Origin of the sequence: Actinacidiphila yanglinensis (genome assembly GCF_900107965.1) — a bacterium.
GTDB classification, from domain to species: domain Bacteria; phylum Actinomycetota; class Actinomycetes; order Streptomycetales; family Streptomycetaceae; genus Actinacidiphila; species Actinacidiphila yanglinensis.
The window spans coordinates 682,199-697,657 of the sequence record NZ_FNVU01000001.1 but is presented as its reverse complement, the minus strand read 5'-3'; the positions used below and the strand labels follow the sequence as shown (position 1 = coordinate 697,657).

The 15,459-nt window shown below is 74.1% G+C and carries 17 protein-coding genes and 1 pseudogene; 5 read left to right on the top strand and 13 right to left on the bottom strand.

The annotated features are described in order from the left end of the window. Positions 1-68: 68 nt before the first annotated feature. The gene (locus C4U44_RS02905; RefSeq protein WP_103883947.1) at positions 69-674 is read right to left on the bottom strand and encodes an ArsR/SmtB family transcription factor; all 606 of its coding nucleotides are present in this window, start codon (positions 672-674) and stop codon (positions 69-71) included. Positions 675-812: 138 nt separating this feature from the next. On the opposite strand from C4U44_RS02905, the gene C4U44_RS02900 reads away from it, so the two are divergent. Then, positions 813-1,421 carry an O-methyltransferase gene (locus C4U44_RS02900; RefSeq protein WP_103883946.1) on the top strand — a complete coding sequence of 203 codons (609 nt, stop codon included), beginning with the start codon at positions 813-815 and terminating at the stop codon, positions 1,419-1,421. A gap of 14 nt (positions 1,422-1,435) precedes the next feature. Here C4U44_RS02900 and hisF read toward each other — a convergent pair whose 3' ends face one another. The 8 genes and pseudogenes from hisF to hisD all read right to left on the bottom strand — a co-directional run bounded on the left by hisF (position 1,436) and on the right by hisD (position 7,449). Then, on the bottom strand, positions 1,436-2,191 hold the full coding sequence (gene hisF / locus C4U44_RS02895; RefSeq protein ID WP_103883945.1) for an imidazole glycerol phosphate synthase subunit HisF: 756 nt from the start codon (positions 2,189-2,191) through the stop codon (positions 1,436-1,438). A 110-nt stretch (positions 2,192-2,301) separates the two neighbouring features. Next, positions 2,302-2,709 (bottom strand): annotated as a pseudogene (locus C4U44_RS02890) (Rid family hydrolase); the annotation flags it as partial. Then, positions 2,706-3,431 (bottom strand): bifunctional 1-(5-phosphoribosyl)-5-((5-phosphoribosylamino)methylideneamino)imidazole-4-carboxamide isomerase/phosphoribosylanthranilate isomerase PriA, encoded by a 726-nt coding sequence (gene priA / locus C4U44_RS02885; protein WP_103883943.1) that lies wholly within the window; start codon positions 3,429-3,431, stop codon positions 2,706-2,708. The gene priA and the pseudogene C4U44_RS02890, both read right to left, overlap by 4 nt. Before the next feature lie 147 nt (positions 3,432-3,578). After that, positions 3,579-4,229, bottom strand: coding sequence for an imidazole glycerol phosphate synthase subunit HisH (hisH, locus tag C4U44_RS02880; protein ID WP_103883942.1), 651 nt, complete (start codon positions 4,227-4,229; stop codon positions 3,579-3,581). A 13-nt stretch (positions 4,230-4,242) separates the two neighbouring features. Next, positions 4,243-4,392 (bottom strand): hypothetical protein, encoded by a 150-nt coding sequence (locus C4U44_RS41840; RefSeq protein ID WP_200823111.1) that lies wholly within the window; start codon positions 4,390-4,392, stop codon positions 4,243-4,245. Next, the gene (gene hisB / locus C4U44_RS02875; protein WP_103883941.1) at positions 4,389-4,982 is read right to left on the bottom strand and encodes an imidazoleglycerol-phosphate dehydratase HisB; all 594 of its coding nucleotides are present in this window, start codon (positions 4,980-4,982) and stop codon (positions 4,389-4,391) included. Before hisB ends, C4U44_RS41840 begins: the two co-directional genes overlap by 4 nt. Next, on the bottom strand, positions 4,979-6,115 hold the full coding sequence (locus tag C4U44_RS02870; RefSeq protein ID WP_103883940.1) for a histidinol-phosphate transaminase: 1,137 nt from the start codon (positions 6,113-6,115) through the stop codon (positions 4,979-4,981). The genes hisB and C4U44_RS02870 overlap by 4 nt, the downstream gene beginning before the upstream one ends. Continuing rightward, positions 6,112-7,449: a histidinol dehydrogenase gene (gene hisD / locus C4U44_RS02865; protein WP_103883939.1), complete on the bottom strand. Its 1,338-nt coding sequence runs from the start codon at positions 7,447-7,449 to the stop codon at positions 6,112-6,114. The genes C4U44_RS02870 and hisD overlap by 4 nt, the downstream gene beginning before the upstream one ends. Before the next feature lie 311 nt (positions 7,450-7,760). On the opposite strand from hisD, the gene C4U44_RS02860 reads away from it, so the two are divergent. From C4U44_RS02860 to ybaK, 3 genes are all read left to right on the top strand, one after another. Beyond that, entirely contained in the window at positions 7,761-9,326 is a 1,566-nt protein-coding gene (locus C4U44_RS02860; RefSeq protein WP_235031791.1) for an oxidoreductase, read from the top strand. 176 nt (positions 9,327-9,502) lie between these two features. Further along, positions 9,503-10,225 (top strand): LON peptidase substrate-binding domain-containing protein, encoded by a 723-nt coding sequence (locus C4U44_RS02855; RefSeq protein ID WP_103883938.1) that lies wholly within the window; start codon positions 9,503-9,505, stop codon positions 10,223-10,225. Positions 10,226-10,243: 18 nt separating this feature from the next. Further along, the gene (gene ybaK / locus C4U44_RS02850; protein ID WP_103883937.1) at positions 10,244-10,753 is read left to right on the top strand and encodes a Cys-tRNA(Pro) deacylase; all 510 of its coding nucleotides are present in this window, start codon (positions 10,244-10,246) and stop codon (positions 10,751-10,753) included. On the opposite strand, the gene C4U44_RS02845 is transcribed toward ybaK, so the two are convergent. From C4U44_RS02845 to C4U44_RS02830, 4 genes are all read right to left on the bottom strand, one after another. Next, positions 10,727-11,443, bottom strand: coding sequence for a hypothetical protein (locus tag C4U44_RS02845; RefSeq protein ID WP_235031752.1), 717 nt, complete (start codon positions 11,441-11,443; stop codon positions 10,727-10,729). The genes ybaK and C4U44_RS02845 overlap by 27 nt on opposite strands. A 45-nt stretch (positions 11,444-11,488) precedes the next feature. Continuing rightward, entirely contained in the window at positions 11,489-12,307 is an 819-nt protein-coding gene (locus C4U44_RS02840; RefSeq protein ID WP_103883936.1) for an ABC transporter permease, read from the bottom strand. Further along, positions 12,304-13,326, bottom strand: a complete 1,023-nt coding sequence (locus C4U44_RS02835; protein ID WP_103884179.1) for an ABC transporter ATP-binding protein — start codon at positions 13,324-13,326, stop codon at positions 12,304-12,306. Before C4U44_RS02835 ends, C4U44_RS02840 begins: the two co-directional genes overlap by 4 nt. 497 nt (positions 13,327-13,823) lie before the next feature. Further along, positions 13,824-15,050, bottom strand: coding sequence for an NYN domain-containing protein (locus C4U44_RS02830; protein WP_103883935.1), 1,227 nt, complete (start codon positions 15,048-15,050; stop codon positions 13,824-13,826). A gap of 225 nt (positions 15,051-15,275) precedes the next feature. On the opposite strand from C4U44_RS02830, the gene C4U44_RS02825 reads away from it, so the two are divergent. Continuing rightward, positions 15,276-15,458, top strand: a complete 183-nt coding sequence (locus tag C4U44_RS02825) for a hypothetical protein (RefSeq protein WP_103883934.1) — start codon at positions 15,276-15,278, stop codon at positions 15,456-15,458. The last annotated feature ends 1 nt before the right edge of the window (position 15,459 follow it).

Sequence of the window (15,459 nt, the reverse complement as noted above, 5' to 3'; positions counted from 1 at the left end):
GCGCTGCGCCGGAGGTGGGTGGGTGAATCGGTGGGTCGGGGTCGGCGGGGCGGAGGGGACCGCAGGCGCTAACCGCGGTGCGGAAAGCCGTACATCTGGACGGAGACGTGCTCGCGGCCCTCGGTGTCGCCGGCCGCCACGGCGTCGTTGCCCCGCCGGGACCAGCGCCGCATGAGCGCGCCGATGTCCTCGGCCATCTCCTGGAGTTCGGCGGCCGTCAGGCGCGGCATGAACTCCGAGGAGAAGGCCGCCTCCGTCCACTCCTTGGGCCAGGACTCCTGCTCGTTGAGGTACCGCTCGTAGCGCTCCCCGCGGGTCGCCAGCAGCTGCCGGGTGACCTGGCTGAGCACCGCCACGCCTTCGGGTCTGTCGTCGAAGTCGGAGTTGCGGAAGTTGAAGCCGTGCTCGGAGGACAGCTTCCACCAGCGCTCGCGGCCGTCGCCGTCATGTCCCGGCGCCTCGACGATGAAGCCGTGCGCCGCGAGCTTGCGCAGGTGGTAACTGACCAGCGACACCGCCTCGTCGACCTGGTCGGCCAGGTGCGACGCGGTGGCCTCGCCGCTGGTGAACAGCACGCGGTAGAGCCGGATGCGCAGCGGATGCGTGAACACCTTCAGCGCTTCCAGATCGGTGATGCGCGGTTCGAACGCCGGTACGACCTGATCGTCTTCCACCCTCACCACGGTAGATACGAAAGAGAAGTTGCACAACCTTATTTGCGCAACTTCTCTTTCCTATCTTCTCCCGGCGGTCTCCCCCCGATCCCGCCGATCTCCCGGCGTGCGGCGCGCGCCCCCGGCAGGATGGCGGCCATGTCCCTCGACGGCACCCGTGCCCACCTCACCGGCCCCGGCGACCTCCCACCCCTGGTCGAACGCGCCGCGCGGACCGCCCGCCACCTCGGCTTCCCCTACTCGTGCCGGCCCGAGCAGGGCCGGCTGCTGCACGCCCTGGCCGCCGGTGCGGGGCGGATCGGCGAGACGGGGACCGGCTGCGGGGTGGGCCTGGCCTGGCTCGTCTCCGGGATGCGGCCCGGCGCCACGGCGGTCAGCGTCGAACGCGACCCCGTACGCGCGGAGACCGCCGCCGCCCTCTTCGAGCCGTACGCGCCCGACGTGACCGTCACGTGCGCCCAGTGGGCCGCGATCGCCGCGCACGGGCCGTTCGACCTGCTCGTGCTGGACGGCGGCGGGCAGGGCAAGGACCCGGACCGCGATCCCCCGGCCGATCCCGCCGCCCTCCTGGCCCCCGGCGGCCTCCTGGTCATCGACGACTTCACGCCCTCCGGCGGCCGGCCGCCCACCTACCAGGGCCGCCCGGACACCGCCCGCCTGCACTGGCTGGAGCACCCCGCCCTCGACACCATCGAGGTCCCCCTCGCCCCGGACCTGGCGGTGCTGCTCTGCACACGGCGCCCCTGACCTCCAAGGACCCCTTACCGGACGGGGTGACCCGCCTCCCGCAGCGCGGACTTGACCTCGCCGATGCGCAGGTCGCCGAAGTGGAAGACGGACGCGGCGAGGACCGCGTCGGCGCCCGAGGCGACGGCGGGTGCGAAGTCCTCGACCCGGCCGGCGCCGCCGGAGGCGATCACCGGGACGGTGACGTGCGTGCGGACCGCGGCGATCATCTCGGTGTCGTAGCCGTCCTTCGTGCCGTCGGCGTCCATCGAGTTGAGCAGGATCTCGCCGGCCCCGAGGTCGGCGGCGCGGTGCGCCCACTCGATCGCGTCGATGCCGGTGCCGCGCCGCCCGCCGTGCGTGGTGACCTCGAACGACCCGGACGGGGTGCGGCGGGCGTCCACGGACAGCACCAGCACCTGGCTGCCGAACCGCTCGGCGATCTCCCGGATCAGCTCGGGCCGGGCGATGGCCGCGGTGTTCACCCCGACCTTGTCCGCGCCCGCCCGCAGCAACCTGTCGACATCGTCGGCGCTGCGCACACCGCCGCCCACGGTGAGCGGGATGAAGACCTGCTCGGCGGTGCGCCGCACCACGTCGTAGGTGGTCTCCCGGTCGCCGGAGGACGCGGTGATGTCGAGGAAGGTCAACTCGTCGGCGCCCTCGGCGTCGTAGAGCTTCGCCATCTCGACCGGATCGCCGGCGTCCCGCAGGTTCCGGAAGTTGACTCCCTTGACGACCCGCCCGGCGTCCACGTCCAGGCAGGGGATGACTCGGACCGCGAGGCTCATGCGCCGCTTCCGCCTTCCGCCTCTTCTTCTGCTGCTTCCGCTCCGCGTCCTCGGTCCGCCGCCTGCTCGTCCCGGTCCGCGCCGGAGTCCTCCCGGACACCTCGCGCGTCGCCGCGGTACGCCTCGATCTCGACCTCGACCAGGACCCGGGAGTCCGCGAATCCCGCCACCACGACCATGGTCGCGGCCGGCCGCACCTCCGCGAACAGTTCCCGGTGCGCCCGGCCGACCTCGTCGACGTCGCGGGCGTGGCTGAGGTACATCCGGGTCCGGATCACAGCGGAGGCGTCCAGGTCGAACGGCTCCAACGCGGACAGCGCGCTGCGGAAGGCGCTGAGGGTCTGCTCGTACGGCTCGGTGTCGCCGGGCACGGAGCCGGCCGCCGGGTCGGGCATGATCCCGGCGACGATCACCCGGTCACCGGCGGCCACCGCCCGGGAGGAGCCGATCGCCTCCTCCCAGGAACTGTCCTCGGAGCGGATCCGGTGCACCTGCGGGGAATCGGTGGAATCGGTCATCGGGAAACAGCCTCCAGGGCCTCTTGGAGCGTGAACGCCTCCGCGTACAGCGCCTTCCCGACGATCGCGCCTTCCACGCCCCGCGGCACCAGCGAGGCGATCGCCCGCAGGTCGTCGAGGCTGGACACCCCGCCGGAGGCGACCACCGGCTTGTCCGTGGCCGCGCACACGTTCTCCAGCAGTTCCAGGTTGGGGCCCTGGAGGGTGCCGTCCTTGGCGATGTCGGTCACGACGTACCGCGCGCAGCCCTCCGAGTCCAGCCGGGCGAGTGTCTCGTAGAGGTCGCCGCCGTCCCGGGTCCAGCCGCGGCCGCGCAGCGTGGTGCCGCGCACGTCGAGGCCGACCGCGATCCGGTCGCCGAACTCGGCGATGACCTTCGCCACCCACTCCGGGCTCTCCAGCGCGGCGGTGCCCAGGTTGACCCGGGTGCAGCCGGTGGCGAGGGCGGCGGCGAGGCTGTCGTCGTCGCGGATGCCGCCGGACAGTTCGACCTTGATGTCCATGGTGCGGGCCACCCCGGCGATCAGGTCCCGGTTGTCGCCGGTGCCGAACGCCGCGTCGAGGTCGACCAGATGCAGCCACTCCGCGCCCGCCTGCTGCCAGGCCAGCGCGGCCGCGAGCGGGTCGCCGTAGGACGTCTCGGAGCCGGACTCGCCGTGCACCAGGCGGACGGCCTGGCCGTCACGGACGTCGACGGCGGGGAGGAGTTCGAGCGTGCTCATCGGTTGCGGTCCTCGCGGGGATCGGTGGGTGCCGGGCGGGCGGCCGGATGGAGGTCGGTCACGCGCCGGCGGGGACGGTCGGTGGGAGGGGGGTCGGTCGAGGGGCCGGCCGCGGGGCCGACGGACGCTCGGCCGGACCCGGCGGCGTCAGAGGGTGTCGATCCAGTTCTGCAGCAGCCGCGCGCCCGCGTCGCCGGACTTCTCCGGATGGAACTGGGTGGCCCACAGCGCGCCGTTCTCCACCGCGGCGACGAACGGCTCGCCGTGGGTGGTCCAGGCGACCTTGGGCGGGCGGATGGCGCCGCCGCCGGCCGGCTCCATCTCCCAGGCGCGCACCGCGTAGGAGTGCACGAAGTAGAACCGCGCGTCCGCGTCCAGCCCGGCGAACTGCTGCGAGTCCTCCGGTGCCTTGACGGTGTTCCAGCCCATGTGCGGGACGACCGGCGCGCGCAGCGGGGCGACGGTGCCGGGCCACTCGTCCAGCCCGTCGGTCTCCACACCGTGCTCGATACCGCGGGCGAAGAGCACCTGCATGCCGACGCAGATGCCCAGCACCGGCCGGCCGCCGGCCAGCCGGCGCTCCACGATCCAGTCGCCGCGGACCTTCCTGATGCCCTCCATGCAGGCCGCGTACGCGCCGACGCCCGGCACGAGCAGCCCGTCGGCGGCCATCGCCCGGTCGTAGTCGGCGGTGATCTCCACCTCGGCACCGGCCTTGGCCAGCGCCCGCTCGGCGGACCGCACGTTGCCGAAGCCGTAGTCGAGTACGACGACGCTCTTGCCGGTGGTGTTCGTCATGTGGGCACGCCCCTCAGAGCTGGGTCAGCCCGGTGATGAGCGCCATCACCGAGCCGACGGCGAGCAACGCGATCACGCTCTTGGGCAGCTTCTGCTTCCAGAACGAGTAGACCCCGCCGGCCAGGAACAGTCCAAGGAGGATAAAAAGGGAGGAGCCCTTCACAGTGCGCCCTTCGTCGACGGCAGGATGCCGGCGGCGCGCGGATCGCGCTCGCTGGCGTAGCGCAGGGCCCGTGCCAGCGCCTTGAACTGGCACTCCACGATGTGGTGCGCGTTGCGCCCGTAGGGCACGTGGACGTGCAGGGCGATCTGCGCCTGCGCGACGAAGGACTCCAGGATGTGCCGGGTCATCGTGGTGTCGTAGGAGCCGATCATCGGCGCCATGTTCTCGGGTTCGGTGTGCACCAGGTACGGGCGGCCGGACAGGTCGACGGTCACCTGGGCGAGCGACTCGTCCAGCGGCACCGTGCAGTTGCCGAACCGGTAGATGCCGACCTTGTCGCCGAGCGCCTGCTTGAACGCGGCACCGAGCGCGAGCGCGGTGTCCTCGATCGTGTGGTGCGTGTCGATGTGCAGGTCGCCCTCGGTCTTCACGGTGAGGTCGAACAGGCCGTGCCGGCCCAGCTGGTCGAGCATGTGGTCGTAGAACCCCACACCGGTCGAGACGGAGACCTGCCCGCTGCCGTCGAGGTCGATCTCGACGACGGTGGACGTCTCCTTGGTGGTGCGCTCCACGCGGCCCACGCGGGTCATGCGGACTCCTCCGGTGTGTGCTGCTCTTCGGTCGTGTGCGTCGCGAACACGGCCTTCGCCGCGGCCAGGAACGCGCTGTTCTCCTCCGGCGTGCCGGTCGAGACCCGCAGCCGGCCGGGCACGCCGTTGTCCCGGATCAGGACGCCGTGGTCGAGGATCGCCTGCCAGGCGGCGTGGCTGTCGGCGAACCGGCCGAACTGGACGAAGTTCGCGTCCGATGCGGTGACCTGGTAGCCGATGGCCCGCAACTCGGCGACGAGCCGGTCGCGTTCGACCTTGAGCTGCTCGACGTAGCCGAGCAGCGTGTCGGTGTACTCCAGCGCGGCCAGCGCGGTGGCCTGGGTGACCGACGACAGGTGGTACGGCAGCCGGACCAGCTGGAGGGCGTCCACCACCGCCGGGTCGGCCGCGAGGTAGCCCAGCCGCAGGCCCGCCGCGCCGAACGCCTTCGACATGGTGCGGGTCAGCACCAGGTTCGGGCGGCCCTCGATCAGCGGCAGCAGCGACGCCTGGTGGGAGAACTCGCCGTACGCCTCGTCGACCACCACCAGCGAGGGCTTCGCGGCCTGCGCGGCGTCGTACAGCGCCAGCACGGCCTCGGCGTCGGTCGCGGTGCCGGTCGGGTTGTTCGGGGAGCAGATGAAGACCACGTCGGGCCGCAGCTCGGCGATCTCCCGGCGGGCGGCGGCGACGTCGATGGTGAAGTCGGCGTGCCGGGGCCCGGACACCCAGCCGGTGCCGGTGCCGCGGGAGATGAGCGCGTGCATGGAGTACGACGGCTCGAAGCCGATCGCGGTGCGGCCGGGCCCGCCGAACGCCTGCAGCAGCTGCTGGATGACCTCGTTGGAGCCGTTGGCGGCCCAGACCTGGTCGCCGCCGACCTGGTGGCCGGCGGTGCGGCTGAGGTAGGCGGCGAGTTCGGTGCGCAGCTCGACCGCGTCCCGGTCCGGGTAGCGGTTGAGCCCGCGGGCGGCCTCGGCGACCCGCTCGGCGATCCGCGCGACCAGTGGCTCGGGCAGCGGGTACGGGTTCTCGTTGGTGTTCAGCCGCACCGACACGTCGAGTTGCGGCGCGCCGTACGCGGACTGGCCGCGCAGCTCGTCCCGCAGCGGCAGGTCGTCGAGGCTCGTCACGCCGCACCCCCGCCGCGCTGGGCCGCGCCGGCGCCGCCGAACCTGGCGGTGACCGCGGAGCCGTGGGCGGGCAGGTCCTCGGCGTTGGCGAGCGCGACCACGTGGTGGGCGACCTCGGCCAGCGCCTCGCGGGAGTAGTCCACGACGTGGATGCCGCGCAGGAAGGACTGCACGGACAGCCCCGAGGAGTGGCAGGCGCAGCCGCCGGTGGGCAGCACGTGGTTGGAGCCGGCGCAGTAGTCGCCGAGCGAGACCGGGGCGTGCGGGCCGACGAAGACCGCGCCCGCGTTGCGCACCCGGGCGGCGACGGCGGCGGCGTCCTGGGTCTGGATCTCCAGGTGCTCGGCGGCGTAGGCGTCGACGACCTCCAGGCCCTGCTCCAGGGTGTCGACCAGGACCGTCGCGGACTGGCGGCCGGACAGCGCGGCGGTGATCCGCTCGCGGTGCCTGGCCGCGGCGACCTGGACCTCGAGTTCCTTGTCGACGGCGTCGGCCAGCTCGGCGGAGGTGGTGACCAGCACGGCGGCCGCGAGCGTGTCGTGCTCGGCCTGGCTGACCAGGTCGGCGGCGACGAAACCGGGCTCGGCGGAGGCGTCGGCGAGCACCGCGATCTCGGTCGGGCCGGCCTCGGCGTCGATCCCGATCCGGCCCTTGAGCAGGCGCTTGGCGGAGGCCACGTAGATGTTGCCGGGGCCGGTGACGAGGTTCACCGCGCGGCACTCGTCGGTGCCGTAGGCGAACATGGCGATGGCCTGGGCGCCGCCGGCGGCGTAGACCTCGTCGACGCCGAGCAGGGCGCAGGCGGCCAGCACGGGGGCGGCGGGCAGGCCGCCGTCGTCCTTCTGCGGCGGGGAGGACACCGCGATGCCCTCGACGCCCGCCTCCTGCGCGGGCACCACGTTCATCACCACGGAGGAGGCGTACGCGGCCAGGCCGCCCGGGACGTACAGTCCGACCCGCTGGACCGGCACCCACCGCTCGGTGACGGTGCCGCCGGGCACGACCTGGGTGGTGGTGTCGGTACGGCGCTGGTCCCGGTGGACGACGCGGGCCCGGCGGATGGACTCCTCCAGCGCGGCGCGGACCTCCGGGTCGAGCCGCGCGAGGGCGTCGGCGAGGGCCTGCGCGGGTACCCGCAGCCGCTCCAGCCGCACTCCGTCGAACCGCTCTCCGTAGTCGATCACCGCCGCGGTGCCACGATGGCGGACGTCCTCGCAGATCGGCCGCACTGCGTCGAGCGCGGCCTCCACGTCGAACTCGGCCCGGGGCAGCAGGTCGCGGTCGATCCCGCCCTCGGGGAAGGCGGCACCGCGCAGATCGATTCGGGAGATCACCCTGCCAAGTGTAGAGACCTGCTCACGGGCCCCGTGCCGCGGTTCCACTCCGTGATACGGTCCACGGTCGCCGAGGGGCACAGGCGTCGAGCGGGACCACGGGGACGGGGGCGGCACGCATGTCGGAGCAGGGGCCCGGGGCGGAGGGCGGCGATCCGGCCGCGGGCGGCGCGCAGCGCGGCCCCGTCCAGGGCGGCGCGCCGGGCGCGCAGGCCGTGCGGAGCGTGCCGGCGGCGGAGGGCGCGCAGGCCGCGGAGGAACCGCGGGGGGACGGCGGGCCGCCGTCGGACTGGTCGGCGGTCGAGGCGCGGATGTGGCGGGCCTTCCGGACCGGAGGCGTCTGCGACCTGCGGCCGCGGCGCGGCGGCGGGGCCGGGCCCGAGAGCCCCGGGAGCCCGGGGAGCGGGGACGAGCCGGTCGAGGGCGGGCCGCGCTGGCCGGCCGCCCGCACCGTACGCGCGCAGGCGGTCGCCGAGCTGCTGCTGAACCCGCCGCCGCCCGAGCGGGGCCGGGTCGGCGCGCTGCGGCTGGCCGGGGCGCGGGTCAGCGGCTCGCTGATGCTGGCCGGCGGCACCGTCGTGCCGTACGTGCAGTTCGACGACTGCCGCTTCGACGAGGAGCTGGTGATGCCGGAGTGCAGCGCGGGCAGCATGCGCTTCGTCCGCTGCCTGATACCGCGGCTGGAGGCCGCGAGGCTCCAGGTCGCCGGGGACCTGCACCTGCCGCAGTGCGTGATCCCGGGCGGCATCCGGCTCAGCGACGCGAACATCGGCAGCGACCTGCTGATCAACCAGCTCACCGTGCGCGACGAGCGGGCCCGCCGGGCGGTGGCCGCCGACGGCCTCACCGTGGGTCAGGACGTCGAGGCCGAACTGATGGACGTCACCGGCGAGTTGAGCCTGCGCAGCGCCCGGATAGGCGGCCGGCTGAGCCTGCGCGGCGCGGCCCTGCGCAACCCGCGCGGCGCGTTCGCGCTCAACGCGGCCCGGATCTCGGTCGAGCACACCCTCTACCTGAGCGCGGCCGTACGTCCGGCCGACCGTGCCGGTGCCGGCGGGCGCGGGGCCACGGCCGGCGCCGCGGCCCGCTCGCGGGACTTCGTCTGCGACGGCGCCCTGCGGCTGGACGACGGCAGGTTCGGCAACGCCATCGTGGTGCACCGGGCCCGCCTCACCCCGCACGACCAGCAGCAGGTCTCGCTGCGCCGGGTGCAGGCGCAGGAGCTGTGCTTCACCCCTCAGCAACCGCCGACCGGCCGGGTGGTGCTGACCGGCGCCCGGCTCGGCGGGCTGGTGGACAACCCGCGCAGCTGGCCGCCCGGCCGGCTGTCACTGACCGGCCTCACCTACGACACGATCTCCGCGCGCGCCGACTTCCCGCTGGCCGAGCGGCTGGCGTGGCTGCGCGCCGCCACGCCCGAGTACGCCCCCGAGGCGTACGAGCGGCTGGCCGCGGCCCTGCGCACCGGCGGCGAGGACGCCGACGCCCGCGAGGTGCTGTTCGCCAAGCAGCGGCGGCGCCGCGAGTCCCTGCCGCTCGCCGGCCGGATGTGGGGCTGGCTCCAGGACGTCACGGTCGGATACGGCTACCGGCCCGGCCGCGCCGCGGTCTGGATGGCGGTGCTGTGGGCGCTGGGCGCGGTCTACTTCACGCTGCACGGCACCCCGCACCCGGCCGACGACGGCTACCGCCCGCACTGGAGCCCGGCGCTGTACGCCCTGGACCTGCTGCTGCCGGTGATCGACCTCGGCCAGGACAACGCCTGGCGGATGGCCGGCGCCGCGCAGTGGGTGACCTCCGCGATGACGCTGCTCGGCTGGGTGCTCGCCACGACCGCCGCCGCGGGCGCCTCGCGCCTGTTGCGCCGCGGCTCGTAGGGCCACGGCTCGTCGGGCCGCGGCTCGCGGGCCGGCAGGCGTGAGGCACCCGCCCCGCTCCCGTCGCAGGTGGGACGCGGGAGCGGCGCCGGGGGCACGCCGGGAGGAGGTCGCGGGGACACCGGAGCGACGCTGGTGGCGGGAAGGGTGACGAACGGGGCCATGCTGCCCGTACCCTGGCCGCTGTGACCGATCGCCTTCCGCTGTTCCCGCTCAGTTCGCCGCTGTTCCCGGGGCTGGTCCTGCCGCTGAACGTCTTCGAGGAGCGCTACCGCGCCCTGGTACGCGACCTGCGGGACCGGCCGGAGAACGAGCGGCGGTTCGGCGTGGTGGCGATCAGGAACGGCCAGGAGATCGCGCCCACCGGGCAGGAGGGCCGGGCCGAGGGGCCGGCCGCGGGCCTGGGCGACGACCCGCTCGCGGCGCTGTACGGCTACGGCTGCGTGGCCGACGTCGCCGACATCACCGAGAGCGGCGACGGCGGCTTCAAGTTGCACGCGACCGGCATCCTGCGGTTCCGGCTGCTGTCGGTGGACGCGTCCGGCGCGTACCTGACCGGCGAGGTCGAGGAGTTGACGGAGGAGGCGGGCAGCGGGGCCACCGCGCTCGCCCCCGAGGTGACCCGGGCGTTCCGCACCTACCAGAAGCGGCTGGCCGGATCGCGCGAACGCAGCCTGGCCTCACAGGAGTTCACCGACAACCCGACGGTGCTGTCGTACCTGGTGGCGGCCACCATGATCACCTACACCCCGGCGAAGCAGCGGCTGCTGGAGGCACCGGACGCGGCCGCGCGGCTGGCCGAGGAGCTGCGGCTGCTGCGCCGGGAGAGCTCGGTGATCGAGAAGCTGCCGTCGCTGCCCGCGGTGGAGCTGACCCAGCAGCCCGTCTGCGCGAACTGACCCGGCAGGCTGGTGCCCATGGCGAAGAAGTCCCGTACCGGCGGCGGCACTCCGGCGACCGTCGCGCTCGACAAGGCCGGCGTGCCGTACACCCTGCACAGCTACGTGCACGATCCGTCCTCGCAGCTGTCCTACGGCGAGGAGGCCGCGGCCGCGCTCGGCACGGACCCGGGCCGGGTGTTCAAGACGCTCGTCGCCGAGGTCGACGGCGCCCTGACGGTGGCGGTGGTGCCGGTGTCCGGCTCGCTGGACCTCAAGGCGCTGGCGGCCGCGGCCGGCGGCAAGCGCGCGGCGATGGCGGACCCGGCGGCGGCCGAGCGGACCACCGGCTACGTGCGCGGCGGCATCTCCCCGCTCGGCCAGCGCAAGGCGCTGCCCACGGTGGTGGACGCCACCGCGCTGTCCCATCCGACGGTCTTCGTCTCGGCCGGCCGGCGCGGCCTGGAGGTGGAGCTGGCGCCCACCGCGCTGCTGGCGCTCACCGCGGCCGCCACCGCGCCGCTACTCCGTCCAGTGACCCGTGTGTGACTCGTCACGGGGGCCGAAGGCGTAGGTCAGCGCGCTGTGCACCAGCATCGCGGCGGCCGGCCACACCACGATCGCGACCTTGGCGCGCAGTTCCAGCGGGCCGTCGAAGACGACCTTGGGCCCGACCTGCTTGGCGTGCGCGACGATGTCGGTGGTCGGGCCGAGCCACACGCCCAGCCGCCAGCCGATGACGGAGGCGACCGCGCCGCCGATCGCCAGTCCCAGCACGACCCCGACGCCGCCGCGGCGGCAGCGCCAGAACACCGCGGCCGCGGTGAGCGCGCCCAGCACCAGCGAGATCAGCGCGAACGTGCCGTCGCCGCCGATCGCCTCCTCGCCCTCGGTGTCCTTGAGGTAGACCGCCTGCCCGTCGGAGACCATCGGCACCCGCGGCGACAGCCACAGCCAGAACAGCCCGAGGATGATCCCGCAGATCGCGACGAGCGCCGCGACGATCAGCCCGTTCCTGAGCGCGGTGCCCACGGTGTCGCGGTCGGATTCGACCTCGTAGGGCGCGAGCGTCGCGCCGGCGCCGTCCTTGACGACGTACGGCGTGTTCCGCGGGCCGTACGGATCCTGCGGGTCCTGACCTTGGGGGTCCTGGGGGTCCTGCGGTCCCCCGGCCTTCGTGAGATCGGGCCGCGGGTGCCCGGAGTGCGGAGGCTCGGGAGGTGTCAGAGGAGCGGTCACCAGCCCATCGTGCCAGGTGTTCCTGGCAACCGCGTCACCGCCCGGTCAGCGGCAGGCGGCCCGGCGGTACGCCCAGGTCGCCACGGCCAGCGAGGCGACCCCCACGGCACCGCACACGGCCAGGTCCCCGGCCACCGCCCCCCAGTCGGTCCCCCCGGCGCCGAAGGTGCGGGCGAACGCCTCCACCCCGTACGTGGACGGCAGCAGGTCGCGGGCCCAGCCGATCGGGGCGGGCATGTGCGAGGCGGGCAGCACGCCGAGCAGCAGCGCGGCCGACATGCCGAGCTGGCCGAGCAGCGTGGCGATCTCCGGACGCGGCGCGAGCAGCCCGAAGGCCGCGCCGAGCCCGGACATGGCGGCACCCGCCAGCGGCACGACCAGCACCAGCACCCACAGCCCGGCCAGGCTGAGGTGGAACAGCAGGCAGCCGGTGACGGCGGTCACCACCGTGCCCGGCACGGTGAAGGAGGCGTACGCCCCGGCCGCACCGAGGACGACCGCGGCCGGCGGTACCGGCAGCGTCGCGTAGTGGTCGAGGCCGCCGGAGGCGCGCAACTGGCCGAAGTACTGGGCGAGCAGGTTCAGGGCGACGAACGCGACCACCAGGACGCTGGATCCCGCCACCACCGAGCGGGCCGCCTCGCCGTCGCCGGCGTGCACCACACCCCGCAGCATGACCATGATCCCGATGGACTGGAAGGTGGCGACGAACAGCAGCGGGATGCGGGCCACCCGGGCGCGGGAGAGCTGGGCCCGGTAGACCGCGCCGAGCGCGGGCCACAGCCGGGCCCTGGGAGCGAGCGGGGCGACGCCGCCGCCGACCCGCTCGCCGGGCGCGGGCCCCGCCTGCGCGATGACCGTCATGCCTTCACCAGCCCCTCGCCGCTGCCGCCCAGCGCCAGGTAGACGTCCTCCAGGCTCGGCATCGCCAGTGTGAAGTCGTCCAGCGCGGCGAACGCCGGGCCGCCGGTGATCTCGGCGACCGCGGCCCTGGCGCGCTCCTGCGGCAACCGCAGCGTCCAGCGGCGGCCGGAGACCTCCGCGAGGGGGCGCAGCGCGGCCACCGCGGGCAGTTCGGCGGGCGGTTCGTGCCGCCACACCAGGTCCAGCCGCACCTCGCCCTCCACGAGCGAGCGCAGCCCGGCGGGCGAGTCGCAGGCGATGACCCGGCCGCGGTCGAGCACCGCGACCCGGTCCAGCACCGTCTCGGCCTCGATGACGTTGTGGGTGACCAGCAGCACGGTGGCGCCCTGCTCGGTACGGCGGCGGTCGACCGCCGACCACACCGCGCGGCGGGCGACCGGGTCCATGCCGGTGGTGGGCTCGTCCAGCACGAGGACCGGCCGCGGGCCGACGAGGGCAGCGGCGAAGCAGGCGAGGCGGCGCTGGCCGCCGGAGAGGCGCTTGATCGGACGGGCCGCTATCGGGACGAGCCCCAGCTCGTCCAGGACCTCGTCCCGGGCGGCGCGGGCCGCGGCCGTCCCCAGCCCGCGCAGCCGGCCGGTGGTCTCGGCCGCGAGCGAGACGGTCAGCTCGTCGAGTGCGGTGGACTCCTGGCCGAGGTAGCCGATCAGGCGCGAGGCGCGTTCGGGGTGCCGGACCAGGTCGTGGCCGAGCAGGTCGATACTGCCCGCGTCCGGCCGCAGCAGTCCGGTGAGCTGGCGGACCAGGGTGCTCTTGCCGGCGCCGTTCGGGCCGAGGATGCCGAAGAGTTCGCCGCGGTGCACGTCCAGGTCGATGCCGTCGTTGGCGCGCACCGCCGGGATGTCCTTGCCGCGGCGACCGCGTCCGCCCTGGTAGGTCCGCACGAGTCCGCGCACCGAGCACGCCACAGAGCCGGTGGCTTCCCCCGCCTTTGCCCGCACTTCGGTGCCCGTTCTCACGAGCACCGAGCGTACGCGCTCCGCGCGGCCCTTCACGAAACGGGGTGGCGCCCACCCCCGTCCCCCGGGCCCGGCAACCCGCCGCGAGGGCTGGGCGCCCCCGCCGCCCGCGCCACCACGATGGCTCGTCGCGCAGTTCCCCGCGCCCCCATGTGTGCGGCTCCTCCCGCAAGGGCAACCCGCCGCGAGGGCTGGGCGCCCCCGCCGCCCGCGCCACCACGATGGCTCGTCGCGCAGTTCCCCGCGCCCCCATGTGTGCGGCTCCTCCCGCGGGGCGGGAAGCGTCCTGCCCCCGGGCGCCGGGGTGGTGCGGGTTCTTCCGCGGAAGGACGGCACCTACCAAGGGGCGCTGGGGGCACCTCCCAGCCGCCAGGCTGGGGGAGGAACTGCGCGAGCAACCACCCGCTCACGGGTGGTCCGGAGACCCACCGCGGGGGCTCGGCGCGGCGGCTCGGGCGCCGACGGCGGAAGCAGGGCAACCACGCACCGCAGAGCGCCTAGTCCGGGGAACCGACGGTGTCGAACTCGCGCCAGAACCCGGCCCTGATCGCGTAGCGATCATTCTCGTCGATCTGATCATCCTTGTGCGCGAGCAACCCGAACCGCGCGGCGTACCGCAACAACTCCCCGTCGAGCCGGTGCGGCACCCGCGGGTAATGGCTGGAGAGCTGCTGGAGGTGGGTCGGGTCGCCGACCCGGGCGATCCAGCGCCGGGCGAAGACCTGCCCCACCTCGTAGGGATCCCCGCTGACCGCGGTGATGTCGGCCTCGCGGTCGGCCCAGCGCTGCTCGGCGGTGGTGAGCTGGGCAAGCGTGGGCAGCCCGGTGGTGTCGGGCTGGTCGGGCCCGGGGCGGTCGGTCCAGCCCTTGTCGGAGGACCACCGCAGGGTGCTGGGCGGCGCGGAATGGGCCGCGGGCGGCTGCGGGGCGGACGCGTGGCTGCGCCCGAGGTCCGCGAGGTCCTTCGGTGTCGGCACCCCCTTGCCGGGCGCGTTGATCGTCGCGGGGTCGTCCGCGTGCTCGGTGGGCGCGGTGCCGTTCTTCACGGGGGCGCCGACGGTGTGCACCGGGTGCGGGGAGGCCGCGGACTCCGGCAGCGGCGCGGCCAGGATCGCGGCGATCTCCGGACGCACCCCGGGCCGCGGCCCGGGGGTGGGCCCGCAGACCCCGGCGATCTCCTTGGCGCGGATCGCCGCGGTGATCCACTCCCGGTCGAGCACCCGCCGCTCGTCGGCCTCGGCGACCAGGTCCTCCGACTGGTTGTAGTCACCATCGGCGGCCTGCACGGCCCACAGATGGACGGCCACGCCGTGTTCCTTCGCCGACATCATGCCGGGCAGCAGATCGCCGTCACCGGTGACCAGCACCACGTCGGAGCAGGCCCGGTTCCGCGCGAGTTCGGACAGCTCGGCGTGCATCGCGGCGTCGACGCCCTTCTGTGCCCACCTGCCGTCCGTCCGGGTGAGTGCGCCGAGCCGGACCGTGACGCGCGGCATCACCCGCAGCCGGCGGTGCTCGGGTTGCGGAACCCGGTCCGGTGCGCCGTCGAACCAGTAGATCCGCAGCAGCGGCTGGCCGGTCTCCAGTTCGGCGCGTTCGCGCAGGCCGGCGACCACGGCGGCATGATCCACGGTGATGCGGGAACGCGACGGTTCACCGGCAAGCAGGCTTGCCGCTGCGCCCAGCAGATACCCGGCGTCCACCAGGACGACGCAGCGGTCCATGTTGCACCTCTTCCGGTCGACCCCCGGCACGGATGCCCCCTGAGTTTCCCCCGAGTGTGCCCGAATGCTCGGGGGTTATGACCGCGAACGCGATCTTCGGCGTGGCGGTGAGCACAATTCGGCCCCGCGAACATCCCCAACTGCCCGAAATGCGGCCTTCGTACTCCCATGTCAGTCTGATTGCGGCCCATCGGCCAACAATCCCCTCACTAGGAAGGCACGATCGTGGCTAAGAACAGGAACCAGAACCGCCCGCAGCGCGACCACCACGACGAACGGTCGAACCAGGCCAACCCGGCGAACGAGGCCCACGAGCAGCACAGCAAGAGCGCCCTCGCCGAGGAGCACGTGATGCCGGCCGCCACGCACGTCGCGCGCAAGCAGCAGAAGAAGTTCGGCCACAACTGAT

Bases quoted from the DNA above. Each gene is read 5' to 3' on its own strand.
- hisF (WP_103883945.1), bottom strand. From the start codon at position 2,191: ATGAGCCTCGCGGTCCGAGTCATCCCCTGCCTGGACGTGGACGCCGGG.
- C4U44_RS02860 (WP_235031791.1), top strand. From the start codon at position 7,761: ATGTGGCGGGCCTTCCGGACCGGAGGCGTCTGCGACCTGCGGCCGCGG.
- C4U44_RS02900 (WP_103883946.1), top strand. From the start codon at position 813: ATGTCCCTCGACGGCACCCGTGCCCACCTCACCGGCCCCGGCGACCTC.
- hisH (WP_103883942.1), bottom strand. From the start codon at position 4,229: ATGACGAACACCACCGGCAAGAGCGTCGTCGTACTCGACTACGGCTTC.
- hisB (WP_103883941.1), bottom strand. From the start codon at position 4,982: ATGACCCGCGTGGGCCGCGTGGAGCGCACCACCAAGGAGACGTCCACC.
- C4U44_RS02830 (WP_103883935.1), bottom strand. From the start codon at position 15,050: ATGGACCGCTGCGTCGTCCTGGTGGACGCCGGGTATCTGCTGGGCGCA.
- C4U44_RS02840 (WP_103883936.1), bottom strand. From the start codon at position 12,307: ATGACGGTCATCGCGCAGGCGGGGCCCGCGCCCGGCGAGCGGGTCGGC.
- ybaK (WP_103883937.1), top strand. From the start codon at position 10,244: ATGGCGAAGAAGTCCCGTACCGGCGGCGGCACTCCGGCGACCGTCGCG.
- priA (WP_103883943.1), bottom strand. From the start codon at position 3,431: ATGAGCACGCTCGAACTCCTCCCCGCCGTCGACGTCCGTGACGGCCAG.